The following is an 11219-nucleotide window of genomic DNA, read 5'->3' on the forward strand; positions in this document are numbered from 1 at the left end:
TTATTAGCTAAACATAATAATTGAAATTCAAAACCGTCTGCTATTTTCTCGGGGCAAGCCCACGAGGTTTGCTAGCAGACTATAACTTCTATCACATTTTATTGTTAACATGATATCATTCATCTGAATGATAAAATTATATTTATTATAAAAAAATATCCAGACATTTTGTCTGAGTTTATTAATATTTAAAAATTATCTAAAATATCGTTGGCTGCTTCTCCTTTAAGTTAATTTTATTATACCACAGATGGTTGTTTTATAAAATCAGTATAAGCCGGATCTAAAATCCGACTTATATTTGAAATATATTATCTTTTTATTTCAAATCCTCCCAGCCAAGATCATCCAGGTAAGGAGTTATTGAAACAGTAAAACCACTTAAATTATAAACAACTGTTTTTCGTGATTTTTCATACGGCCAGTATCCAAAAACAAGTTCATTGTGAGCCATCATTTTTGCAATAAAACTCTTTAGAGTATCTTTATCTTCCTTAAAAAATAATGCGCTCCCATTTGAAGAAATAGACCATTTAGTTTCTACCAAATCCTCTTTATCAAAACGATAAATTAAATCTTTAAAATAATCACTGTAGTCTGGATTAACACCAGCACTGCCGAGATAATCTGTAGATAAAATTAATTCTGTAGTACCTTCTTTTCTTCTTAAGATCAATCCATTATTATAATCTTTGGGGTTTGAAATAAATAGAGTAAATTCATCTGTCAGAGGATCTTCTTTTGCTTCCACCAACCATTCACCATTTTGTGCTGTTTCTGCCGATACTGTAATTGAAATCATCAAAACTACAGCTACCATAAAAATAAATACTAATAAATTCTTTTTCATTTGATATACCCCCTTTTGATAATCTAATTAAAGGATATCACAGGAGAGCGACAGCGTTATGTCGCGAACTTATGTTTTTTGATAATTTATTTTCAAACACATTTTTAAACAACTTTCAGCTAAATATATTAATTAAATTATAACCACTAATCTAATTCTTTAATTTTATTAAATTCAAGATACACTTTTTCTCCAATTACCATTTTATTTTCATTTTCTTCAAAATAATCAACCTGTATATATCTATTATTAAATAAAAGAAAATAAGTAGTATATGATCCCATAAAATGTTTCTGAGCTAGCCCCTCTAATCTTGGACAAGCTTTAATATGATTTGTTAAACACAGATTCTCAGTAATTCTAATTACTTATGCTGCAAATTTAATTCCTGAAACTAAGTTGTTCAGAATGTTTTTATGATAAACTGCTGGTGGTATTTTACCAACAGATGAGTGTGGTCTTCTGTTATTGTATTTATCAATAAATTTAGCAATAGATTTCCTGCAGTGGGTTATGCTGCGATAATGTTTTTGATATACTTCAGCTCTTTTTAATGTACCGTGAAAGCTCTCAATATGAGCGTTTTCTTCTGGTGTATTTACCATTGTTCTTTCACGAGATATATCAAGTTCTCTAATCCTTGTTTGAAATTATCGACTTCTAAACCGGGTACCATTATCAGTTCTGAGTATCAGATCATCAGTGTTTCGGGATTCAGCTGCCTCATCAAGTGCTTTAAGAGCTTCTTTTGTGCTACATCTTAAGCCTTTGTGATAACCTACAATTTCTCTGGTAAATACATCAATGATATCAAACATATATACCCACAGCCGAAGGCTGGCTTTACCTGGCTGTTGTAATAGATATCTATTCCCGAAAAGTAGTTGGCTGGTCGATTAATAAAAAAAGACCAAACAGCTTGTTATAGATGCTCTTAAAATGGGAATTAAAAATAGAAATCCTAAAAAAGGTTTGATCTTTCATTCTGATAGAGGCAGCCAATATGCAAGTCATGATTTCCAAAAAGATTACAAAACAAGAAAACAGGCAAGACAGGATATTTTTGAATATATCGCTGTTTATTACAACAGAATCAGAATACATTCGACATTAAATTATAAAAGTCCAAAAGACTACGAAAACGAGAGAAAACTATCTAAACTATATGTCTAATTTAATGAAGGAAGCTCAATCTTATTAATAGGTTAAATGATTATCTAAGTGATTTAGTAAAACTGACATTAAATATCTTTAATATCTGTAATATATTATTTAGATTCTGTTTTCAAAGTGAAATTAATCACAGTTTAAATTTATGAACGAATAAATCTATTTTTTATTCAAATTATTTTTATTATCATACCGGACGTTAATGCCTGCCAGATAGTAAATTATCTTCAATTTTCATTTATATTCGATAATTTTAGTAAATTTTCAAAAATAATTAAAGTCAATGAAGCTGAAAAAAACATGATTCTTAATCCCCACAGATCAGCTATGTATCCAATCATTGGAGCTGTAAAAACAATAAATATAGTTCTGAATTGAGACTCAATTGATAACATGGTTGCTCTCTCTTTTTCTTTAATTATATTGGCAATATAGTCAAGCATTATTGGCCTTCTCAAATTACGAATAACATAAAAAAGTATAAAAAGGGTAATAATAAAATATATAAAACCGCTATTAATTATTAAGCCAATAAAGGCAATTATAATGAATGTTAAAATATAGGTTAAATTTAAACTTCTGATGCTTTCATTAAATTTATTTTTTAATTTAAAAGCACTGCGGCTTGCATAAGAACTAATCAGATGAATAACTGCATATGATAACCCAAGCAGGACTGAAAGTCTTTTTTCTTCTGCAAATCCATGCAGCAGCGGGAGTGAAATAATTTCAATTTTTAATATCGGCTGTAGATAATCTTTTAAAATTTTAAAAAACCCATCATATACTCCAGAATTTATAATTCCCTTTCTTAAATCTTTCAATTGAAGCAGCAGTTTTTTAAAACTTTCCACTCCAGAATGGAAAAATTTTTTTAAATTTAAATCATTTAAAGTTTTGCCATCTAAATAATCCGGATAGGTAGAAATTAAAATAAAATCCAGTATATAAGGAATTATGGAAAATAAAAAAACTAATCTGTAATTTGATTCTACAAAAACTATAAAACCACCAATAACTGCCGAAATTGCTGAACCTATCAAAGAGTAGGATTTTGTTCTTCCATAAACTTCCGTCTTTTTTTCTGCAATATTGTTTTGATCAAGATATAAAAAGATGATTGCCTTATGAGTACCACTTCTAAAAGCTTCTCCAATCCCAAATAAAACCATTGCCAGACCAATTATTGAATAAACACTGCCATAGTAAAATAAAATAAAGGAAAAAATATAGAGCACAAAACATATCTGAAGACTTTTTTTGCGGCCGTAGTTATCTGCAAATACACCAGAAGGTACTTCTAATATATTTTTTGTGATTTCTCGGATTGAAATTAGAGTCCCGATCTGAAAATAGGAAAATCCAAGACTTAAAAAAAATATATAGAGAAATGGTTCAAAAAATCTAAGATTTTTTAGAAGACCATAAAAACCAAACTTTCTTATATTTGTATCTTTTTTTATATCCATATATAATTCTCCTAGATTACTTTACTTCCATATATAATTCTTACTTAATTTTTCCAGTAAAAATAGAAATATCAGCAGTGAGGTACTTCCTCTAACTCAGCAGACCGAAACTCAATCTATGAAGAAAACAATCAAAACTGCTTCCCGACAGGTTACCGAAATTAATCATTCTAACTGCTAAATTTATAAATTCAAATTTATCTTTACCATAGTTATCTTTAACTTTATCGGACATCTCCGCGTCTGGCTGGCCTTTCTTTTCAGTCCAGTGATGAGCATAGACTAAAGCTAAAATTTCTTCTTCCGGACAGTCGTTTAGCTCACCTTTTTCTAACTTCTTTATCTGATTTCTATTTTTAATAATAAATTTTAATTCTTTAAAAAATTCTACCAAACTATTAAAAATTCTTTTTTTAAACTTCTCCATTTTTACTCCTTTAACTTACATATTATTTTTTAGTCCTATCAGCTTTATATATTAATCAAAATTAATGCCACTACAGTCATCAAAATTGAAGCCCACTCTTTTGCTTTTAATTTTTCTCCAAAGAAAAGATAGCCGGCTGCAGTTATTAATACTATGCTGCCCGCACTGAAAATCGGAAAGACAACTGCTGTTTTTAGATAATTTAAGGCACTGATCAGAAAGAAAGAGGAGAATAGATTGGGTATACCTACTGCAAATCCGGTCAGCAGTTCAGACTTTTTTGGTAAACGCTTAACTTTCTTAACACTATAGAAAAAGCTGATCAAAAAAGCAGAAAAGAAAACCCAGAATAAAAATAATACTTTGTAGTCGACCAGAGCATATTTCTGAAATATCTTATTGCTGAATTCTGCAATTCCACCATAGAGAAAGAGAAAGATTAAGTTTAACCTCAGTGCCTGATGACAGTCTTTATTGAAAGGAAAATTGACCAGAATAATTGAAGTAATGGCCAGTAGAATTCCAAGCCACTGTAAGTCTTCCGGATATTCCTGCCAGATGATGATGGCAAATAGCATTGTGATTAAAGTCGAAAAATTTAATACCCTGATTAAAAATTAGAATCAAAGAAACTAAAGCTGCAGTAAAATAATTGGCTGAGGTAATTATATATCTGTTTAAATTATTCGATTCGCTGAATTTAAAAATTAAAGCTATTGATAAACTGCATAAGACTGCTAAAAGCAAATATATCAAAGACTACACTTCCTTTGTTGATTTAAATTATTTATACAATTTAAGATTCTGCTAAAAATAGGAGCAGGATCAAATATCCTGAACTTCACTGAATTATGAACCTAATTATTCATTTTTAATACAGACAAATAATCTGCAGCAGGTTTTAAATTGAAGTCTTCAGGATGATGACGCAGAATATAAGAGACTGTTTTAGATAGCTTAGTTTTATTCATTTTATTTCATCCTTTAAAAAATTAAAGCAATTAAATTTAAAAGCAGATAGATTATTATAATTATTTTTGCAATCTGTGCCAGATAAAAGGACATACTTTTACCCTGATCACTGCTGTTTGTTTTCTGCTTTTCTGTTTTTAATTCTTCATTTCCATAATCTGTTTCTAAATTCAATCCATTAAGGAGTTCTCTGGCTTCCTTATAATCATCTTCTGCCACATAAAGTTCTACATTATAGGCAGAATAACCCATGTAGATTACACTGTAGCCGCCAAATTCATCATGACGAACAATCACCTCTATATTGCTGTCATTCAGCAGTGCTTCTATCATTTCTGCTTCTCTGACACCGGTTGTTATTAAATGCTGCAGTTTAAAATCAGACATCTATTTAACTCCTCAAATTTTTTTTGAAATCAGCCTTCTATTTAAAGAGAATCTCTTTCTAAATCATCTTCAGTTAGAACTTCAATTCCATTTTCTATTAATAATTCTGCTGTAAAACCATTACCCTTTATTAAATTGCCGCTAAAAGTTCCATCATATATTTTCCCACAGCCACAGGAAGGACTTCTCTGCTTTAAAATAGTTTTTTTAGCCTCAACAATTCTGGCAATTTTTATAGTTTTTTCTGCTCCCAGTTTAAATTCAGCAGTTATATCCTGCCCATTTTCAGTGATGACTTTTTTATTTCCATGCTGATCAGCAGCAATTTCTGAAGGAACTCTGGGAGTATCCAGTCCTCCAAGTACTTCAGGGCAGACCGGGACAGCTTTTCCTGATTTGACCAAATCTGCTACATTTTTATTAAAGTTATTTCCACCATCATAACGGCAGTTAATACCTGCCAGACAGGCACTTACTAGATACATTTGATCATCCTTTCTAATTAAATAAATTTTTAACGCTTAAAACCACCTTTCTTTTTCTCTTCATAATTTGGAATAAACTAGCTTAAACTCTGATCAATACTTCCATCAGGAAGCATATTATCAGGATGATATTCGCCTTTTTCTTCCATCTGATAGCGCTGACAGCTTTTATTATCTCCATGACAGTAGTTTTCTACCCACTTTTTATCTATTTTCCCGGCTTTATAATATCTTTTCATTGGACAGATCGGATACCATCTGCAGGTCATAATTTGCCTCCTTATGCTTAAAAATTGAAAACTCTGATCACATCCCAAAAATATTACAGATAATCCTCAATCTTTTTCCAAATTTAAATAAATATCAATTATTCTTTATCTTCAGGACATAAAATTAAACCAATTTAAAAATTGCTATTTATAACCTCTTTTTTATAGAATATAGTTGGAGATATTTTATTCTATATCCATATTTATTAACTTATTATATAATTCTTGATTAATCGGATTTTCCCTGTAAAAAATAAAAAACCGGGGATTCCCGGCCTGATTTAAAACTATTAATTTAATCTTTTTTTGGCTCCTTCAATATTTATATTTAAAGTTAAAACAAAATGATCTACAAATTCAATTAAATAAATTTTGTATATCATTAATAAGTAGTTCTTCTGTTTTATCACTGAGTTGATATTATTATTAAATAGTTTTATTAATTTCTTCTGTTTTATTAATCATTCTTATTAATGCATCATTAACTCTTTCCTGGTCTGCCCTTTTATTTAAATACTCCCAATCAATATCTTTATAATTAGTCACCATCATACCGAGAATCCATTCTTCCTGCCACTTTTCATTCCAGTGCACATAGGCATTTAATCTATCAATTATTATATCTTCAATTCCAATAAAATAAGCAGTATGCTGACCACTTTTAAGTTCCATTAATTTATCATCTGCACCTGCAAGTGGTCCAGATGGAGTCTCAACAGCTAAATCAATTTTTTTTGAATCAAGAATCCAGTATTTATTATCTCTATAAAAGCCTAATTTTTCTAATATTTCTCCTATTTTTTCGGTAGAAGCCTCACAAATTATATCAATATCCATAGTAGCATACCCGCCCCCAGTGTAAAATTCGACAGCCTGGCCACCAACTACTACTGGAGTGATATTTAAATTTTCTTTTATTGCTGAAGTTAAAACTGCTATTATCTTTATTTTTTTAGAAAAATTATCAATATCTTCATTTAGAATGATTTCTATTTCTTTTTTATAATCCATTTAAAGCACCTCAATTTTTAAGTCTATATTTTCTATCCTCTATTCTTTCAAGTTTATTTTTCCTGGATCTAATCATCATTTTAAATAAAAGCATTTCTTTCTGAGGATTTCTTCTTCTGGATCCACTACGATAATTATCCTTTCCATTTATATCAGGCAAATTATTTTCTGAATTATTTTTATTGGTCGATTTTAAATAGTTTCTTACCTCTCTCATCTTAGACTGTTTGTCACTTTTCTGATTTCTATACTCAGCAAAAGTTTTTTTGGGCATTCTGAAAACCTCCCTATTTCTAACTTTTAGTTAATTTTATTATATCACAGACTACTTTACTTTAGTAATTCAGCTCCAGTCCTACCCCAGCTGCTATTATCTGACTGGTTTTACAACGACTTTTCCCTGCTGGTAATTTCAACAAGATATTTTAGCGAATTTAGCCGAAAAAGTCTCTCTGTGGTAAACAGGCAGGTTTTATCCGTAAAAAGTATCGTGCGTTAGGAAGAAAACTGGATTAATTGTCCTCATATTCTTTGAAAAGTTCCATTATTTTATTTAAAACAGCTCTCGGGTTTTTCATAAACTCTAACTTAAAAAACTCAAGCTGCTCATCTTTCAGTCCAGCCAGCAGCCTATTTTCTTTAAACTTAATTTCAACTTTTCCGATTTTAAAACCCTCAATTTTTTTGTTCTGATCTAAGTTATTATTTTTCAATTTAAGCTTTATATCTTCTTTCAGCCGCTTTAATTCCAGCCAGAGCCGCCATTCTTTAAGAGAGCGTATACTCAGTTCAGGCAGGGTATCAGCTTTTTTGAGCAGCATTAAATTTGAATAAATATGGCTGCCGCTAACTCCATAACCCTCTGATTTGATCTTTTTACCCAGCTGCTGCCAGCTTTCAACTTCAAAAAGAATATAGTTCTGATCTCCACTGCTTCTGGTGGAGGGAAAACCAATTTCGTCTCTTTTAACTATTTTTTTATTCTTAATCCTGCCGTAATAGGTGACCCCGCTCTGATCGCCAAACTTCGCCTTGCTCTGAAAGATTGCTGTGTACTTTAAATTATGATTTAAAATTGACTGCTGTAGGGGTAGATAATAGAGATTGTTGTCCAGTAAATACTGCAGCTGTTTTTTACTGCTCAGTGAACCGACCAGCAGGTCAACTTTAAACTCCGGTTCTGGTCTAAATTCATCGGCAGCTGCCGGCAGCAGATTGCGGTCAAAGTTGCTCTGAACTGATTCATCGATAATATTTTCTAAAAACTCGGACACCAGTTCTGTACTGTCCGGCAGAAAAGGAAAGGCTCCTATATTAACCTGTTCAATACTCTGAAAGAATTTATGGTTTTTAAATTTTTTTTGATCATGATAGGGAAAGAGCACATAGGCTCCAACCATTGTTCTCCTGTAGTTTTCTCCCATCTCAGCTGCCACTGCATCCCGGTAGCGGTGCATTGTATTAATATCAGATTCTTCCGGACCAGGAATGCCGTTGTACCTTTTGCTATATCCTGTACCATCTTCTGCAGTGTTGAGCCGATACTTAGCATCAAAGATAAATTTATACTGGTGCTCAGAATCATTTTTGCTTAAAGATAAAATATTATCCGGTTTCTGATTGGTGGTAATAGAATCTCCGCTTGCTCTGTTGTAGCTTAAAGTAAATTTTTCACCGGTAATTGGATTCTGATATTCGACCTCTGCTGATGCTCCCTGTGAGAGAGTGACATTGATACCGCTGTAATCAAGCTCAATGATGTTATTTTTAACCATCTTATATTTATCCTGGAGCAGGCTGTTTAATTTAAGAAAGGTCCAGTATTCATAGAGCTGCCAGAGTTCCTTAATTGAAAGCCTGAAGATATCGCCATTCAGAGAAAGCCCCTTTAAAAGCATCAGGTAATATTTATATAATTCCTTGTAGCCGGGGGCCATCTGCAGCACCAGAGAAATGGAATCAATTTTCTGCAGTTTACCTACCTCAGCCAGAAAAGAATGCTTGAGCTTTAATTTAAGCTTTCTGATCATTTTATCGATTTCAGCAATCAAATCCGGATCCGGATTAAGCTTGTAACTGCGGTAATTTGCTTTAAAATGTTTAAGTCTTTTGATCAGCTCTGAGAAACTCCATTTAATAAACTTATTTTCAAAATTATCATAGCTTAACTCCTTTTCCACTGCCAGCATTTTTTCCGGCAGCTTGAGCTCCTGATCATAATGGCGGCTGTTTTTATTCAACCACTTCAGGCTCTGTCTGCCCATTTTTTTAACTCTGGCAGCAGGCCGAACATTTCTCTTCTTAATGATCCGGTGATGAGGTGACTCCTCAACTCTTTTTAGAGCTTTAAATAAATCATCAAAGATATTTTCAATTATCACAAAAAACTCAGCTTCCGTGATATTCTGCTTTTCGGAAATTTTCATCTGCTGGTAGGTCTTTCTCAAAAAATCATAGGCTAAATTATATACTTCCCTGTTTACTTCCGCTAAAAGCTGATTGTAGTCCTTTTGGTAGTCAATTTTACTCGGAAAAACTTCCAGTTTGAAAGTTAAAACCACCTGAGAGTTACTGCGAATTTCAAACTCAGAATAACCGATATCACTGCCGAAGTTGATGCTGCCGTAAAGCACATTGGGATTATCATTAGGATGGGACAGAGATTCTCTGATCTCGCGATTGGGATGGTAGATCTCAATCGGCATTTCGGCTTCCAGATAAAAATCATAGTTTTGATATTCAAAAAAGAGGGGATAGCTTTTTGTGGAATTGAACTTACTCAGCCTGAGCTGGTCTATTTCTGGATCATGGTATTTGAAGTCAAAGATCTCTTCTAGAGTTGAGCTAAAGCTGTAGGCAGCCTGAGCCTTATTTGCCTCCGGAAATTCTTTTTCGTGATCAGGATGAAGAGGCTTTCCTTTGATGTTTAAAGAAAATTTATTATTTTTAATTGTGATCAGGTCAATTTTTTTAGTGGCCATTTTATCACCCTTAATAACTTTTGCGTTATTGCTATATCCTTATATCTCTGATCTTTATAATCATACCACTGATCTTCTAGATCATATTGATAAATCTTATCTTTAAACATTCTAAAGGCACCGTTTCCTCGGATAGCATAAAGAAGTTCCTCTCTCAGTTCTTCATCTTCGACTGAATAGCAAAAATCTTCCATAATGCTATAGTCATCAATTTCATAATCATCCGGAAGTCTTATATAGTCATCTGGACTTTCCCCATTTTTTGCAGCTTGAAAATAAATTTTGGGGAAACTCCTAATATAGTCATTAGTTGAGATAATATCTACTGCAGCTTTAATATTCTCCCGCTGCCATTCTGGAAATTTATCAAGGTCAGGATCTTCCTCTCCAGCTCTCAATTCATCATCCATTATCATGAAAACTTCACCAGTTTTTTTATAATAAAAATAATTACTCTCTCTGGTTCTAAGTTCTAATGCTTCTAAAACATCTTCTAAATTAACTTTAAGTGTCATTTTTTAACACCTCTATTCTTGAAAATAATCAAAAAGGTAAATCAAAATGATTTTCCATGTTATAGCTGTTATATTTTTTGAAGATTTCTCTAGCTATCTTTTTTAACTCCTTTGCCAAAACCTTGAGAAATAATATTTAACTGCCAGAATAAGCACAGACTCCAGCTCGGGGAGAATTAACAACCGGCAGTAGATTATCAGTTTCTCTCATACAGTCATTTTCTTCATGTTTATCAAGGCAGTTACTGCAGTACCAGCCGCCACTGTTATAAATGCAATCTGGACATACAAATTCAGCGAGATTATCACAGTGACTGCACTTAATTTCAGGCTGGTTATTCCTTGCCAGAACACTGATCTTTTCTTCTCTTTCCCCAGCTTTAAATACATTAACTACATTCAAATCCAATTTAGTGGAAGAACCAAAATCATAGGTATATGAAAATTTAGTTTTTTCTCTTAAAACTTCCTTAATTTTGTGATTCATATTAAGTCCACTGGATGTAAAGCGCCGCTCATTAATTTCAAATTCACTCAGATGATTACAGCATTCCAGCCAGATTTGACCCTCCTCGGGGCAAGCCCACGAGGATTCCTGCTTCTTAGAAGTGGTAACCCACCATCTCCACAGGCTTAAAATCCTGTTAGCCCAACAGTATATCCTCTAACTTGCCTTTTGTATT

The 11219-nt window shown here is 32.3% G+C and carries 15 protein-coding genes and 1 pseudogene; 1 reads left to right on the plus strand and 15 read right to left on the minus strand.

Translation table 11 applies throughout. From position 1 onward, the window contains the following. Positions 1-319 precede the first annotated feature (319 nt). The 4 genes from DER71_RS11045 to DER71_RS12130 all read right to left on the minus strand — a co-directional run bounded on the left by DER71_RS11045 (position 320) and on the right by DER71_RS12130 (position 1659). Positions 320-850 carry a hypothetical protein gene (locus tag DER71_RS11045; protein ID WP_114458982.1) on the minus strand — a complete coding sequence of 177 codons (531 nt, stop codon included), beginning with the start codon at positions 848-850 and terminating at the stop codon, positions 320-322. 146 nt (positions 851-996) lie between these two features. Further along, positions 997-1134: a hypothetical protein gene (locus DER71_RS11995; protein ID WP_158531818.1), complete on the minus strand. Its 138-nt coding sequence runs from the start codon at positions 1132-1134 to the stop codon at positions 997-999. A gap of 84 nt (positions 1135-1218) precedes the next feature. After that, entirely contained in the window at positions 1219-1455 is a 237-nt protein-coding gene (locus tag DER71_RS12125; protein WP_199505623.1) for an integrase core domain-containing protein, read from the minus strand. 45 nt (positions 1456-1500) lie between these two features. Beyond that, on the minus strand, positions 1501-1659 hold the full coding sequence (locus tag DER71_RS12130) for a DDE-type integrase/transposase/recombinase (RefSeq protein WP_233487070.1): 159 nt from the start codon (positions 1657-1659) through the stop codon (positions 1501-1503). A 5-nt stretch (positions 1660-1664) separates the two neighbouring features. Here DER71_RS12130 and DER71_RS11055 point away from each other — a divergent pair. Further along, a pseudogene (locus DER71_RS11055) lies at positions 1665-2023 on the plus strand (DDE-type integrase/transposase/recombinase); the annotation flags it as partial. Positions 2024-2247: 224 nt separating this feature from the next. Here the strand turns inward: DER71_RS11055 and DER71_RS11060 are convergent. From DER71_RS11060 to DER71_RS11115, 11 genes are all read right to left on the minus strand, one after another. Next, positions 2248-3489, minus strand: a complete 1242-nt coding sequence (locus DER71_RS11060) for an MFS transporter (RefSeq protein WP_114458983.1) — start codon at positions 3487-3489, stop codon at positions 2248-2250. 91 nt (positions 3490-3580) lie between these two features. Further along, positions 3581-3916: a hypothetical protein gene (locus DER71_RS11065; protein WP_114458984.1), complete on the minus strand. Its 336-nt coding sequence runs from the start codon at positions 3914-3916 to the stop codon at positions 3581-3583. A 44-nt stretch (positions 3917-3960) separates the two neighbouring features. Beyond that, positions 3961-4494, minus strand: a complete 534-nt coding sequence (locus DER71_RS11070; protein WP_233487068.1) for an SMR family transporter — start codon at positions 4492-4494, stop codon at positions 3961-3963. Between the two features lie 406 nt (positions 4495-4900). Next, positions 4901-5275 carry a DUF2007 domain-containing protein gene (locus tag DER71_RS11080; RefSeq protein WP_114458985.1) on the minus strand — a complete coding sequence of 125 codons (375 nt, stop codon included), beginning with the start codon at positions 5273-5275 and terminating at the stop codon, positions 4901-4903. A gap of 41 nt (positions 5276-5316) precedes the next feature. Then, positions 5317-5760: a DUF523 domain-containing protein gene (locus DER71_RS11085; protein ID WP_114458986.1), complete on the minus strand. Its 444-nt coding sequence runs from the start codon at positions 5758-5760 to the stop codon at positions 5317-5319. Between the two features lie 77 nt (positions 5761-5837). Continuing rightward, positions 5838-6029, minus strand: a complete 192-nt coding sequence (locus tag DER71_RS11090; RefSeq protein WP_114474632.1) for a uracil-DNA glycosylase — start codon at positions 6027-6029, stop codon at positions 5838-5840. Between the two features lie 426 nt (positions 6030-6455). Further along, positions 6456-7040, minus strand: coding sequence for a DUF6036 family nucleotidyltransferase (locus tag DER71_RS11095; protein WP_114458252.1), 585 nt, complete (start codon positions 7038-7040; stop codon positions 6456-6458). Between the two features lie 10 nt (positions 7041-7050). Beyond that, on the minus strand, positions 7051-7314 hold the full coding sequence (locus tag DER71_RS11100; protein ID WP_114458251.1) for a hypothetical protein: 264 nt from the start codon (positions 7312-7314) through the stop codon (positions 7051-7053). A gap of 238 nt (positions 7315-7552) precedes the next feature. Next, positions 7553-10021: a restriction endonuclease-like protein gene (locus tag DER71_RS11105; protein WP_114474633.1), complete on the minus strand. Its 2469-nt coding sequence runs from the start codon at positions 10019-10021 to the stop codon at positions 7553-7555. Next, positions 9997-10536, minus strand: a complete 540-nt coding sequence (locus tag DER71_RS11110; RefSeq protein ID WP_114474634.1) for a UPF0158 family protein — start codon at positions 10534-10536, stop codon at positions 9997-9999. The genes DER71_RS11105 and DER71_RS11110 overlap by 25 nt, the downstream gene beginning before the upstream one ends. A 136-nt stretch (positions 10537-10672) precedes the next feature. Continuing rightward, positions 10673-11023: a hypothetical protein gene (locus tag DER71_RS11115; protein WP_114474635.1), complete on the minus strand. Its 351-nt coding sequence runs from the start codon at positions 11021-11023 to the stop codon at positions 10673-10675. Positions 11024-11219: the final 196 nt, after the last annotated feature.

Source organism: Halanaerobium sp. DL-01 (assembly GCF_003338615.1).
GTDB lineage: Bacteria > Bacillota > Halanaerobiia > Halanaerobiales > Halanaerobiaceae > QPJE01.

Bases quoted from the DNA above. Each gene is read 5' to 3' on its own strand.
- DER71_RS11095 (WP_114458252.1), bottom strand. From the start codon at position 7,040: ATGGATTATAAAAAAGAAATAGAAATCATTCTAAATGAAGATATTGAT.
- DER71_RS11115 (WP_114474635.1), bottom strand. From the start codon at position 11,023: ATGAATCACAAAATTAAGGAAGTTTTAAGAGAAAAAACTAAATTTTCA.
- DER71_RS11045 (WP_114458982.1), bottom strand. From the start codon at position 850: ATGAAAAAGAATTTATTAGTATTTATTTTTATGGTAGCTGTAGTTTTG.
- DER71_RS11085 (WP_114458986.1), bottom strand. From the start codon at position 5,760: ATGTATCTAGTAAGTGCCTGTCTGGCAGGTATTAACTGCCGTTATGAT.
- DER71_RS11110 (WP_114474634.1), bottom strand. From the start codon at position 10,536: ATGACACTTAAAGTTAATTTAGAAGATGTTTTAGAAGCATTAGAACTT.
- DER71_RS11070 (WP_233487068.1), bottom strand. From the start codon at position 4,494: ATGCTATTTGCCATCATCATCTGGCAGGAATATCCGGAAGACTTACAG.
- DER71_RS11065 (WP_114458984.1), bottom strand. From the start codon at position 3,916: ATGGAGAAGTTTAAAAAAAGAATTTTTAATAGTTTGGTAGAATTTTTT.
- DER71_RS11100 (WP_114458251.1), bottom strand. From the start codon at position 7,314: ATGCCCAAAAAAACTTTTGCTGAGTATAGAAATCAGAAAAGTGACAAA.
- DER71_RS11995 (WP_158531818.1), bottom strand. From the start codon at position 1,134: ATGGGATCATATACTACTTATTTTCTTTTATTTAATAATAGATATATA.
- DER71_RS11080 (WP_114458985.1), bottom strand. From the start codon at position 5,275: ATGTCTGATTTTAAACTGCAGCATTTAATAACAACCGGTGTCAGAGAA.
- DER71_RS11060 (WP_114458983.1), bottom strand. From the start codon at position 3,489: ATGGATATAAAAAAAGATACAAATATAAGAAAGTTTGGTTTTTATGGT.
- DER71_RS11090 (WP_114474632.1), bottom strand. From the start codon at position 6,029: ATGACCTGCAGATGGTATCCGATCTGTCCAATGAAAAGATATTATAAA.
- DER71_RS11105 (WP_114474633.1), bottom strand. From the start codon at position 10,021: ATGGCCACTAAAAAAATTGACCTGATCACAATTAAAAATAATAAATTT.
- DER71_RS12125 (WP_199505623.1), bottom strand. From the start codon at position 1,455: ATGGTAAATACACCAGAAGAAAACGCTCATATTGAGAGCTTTCACGGT.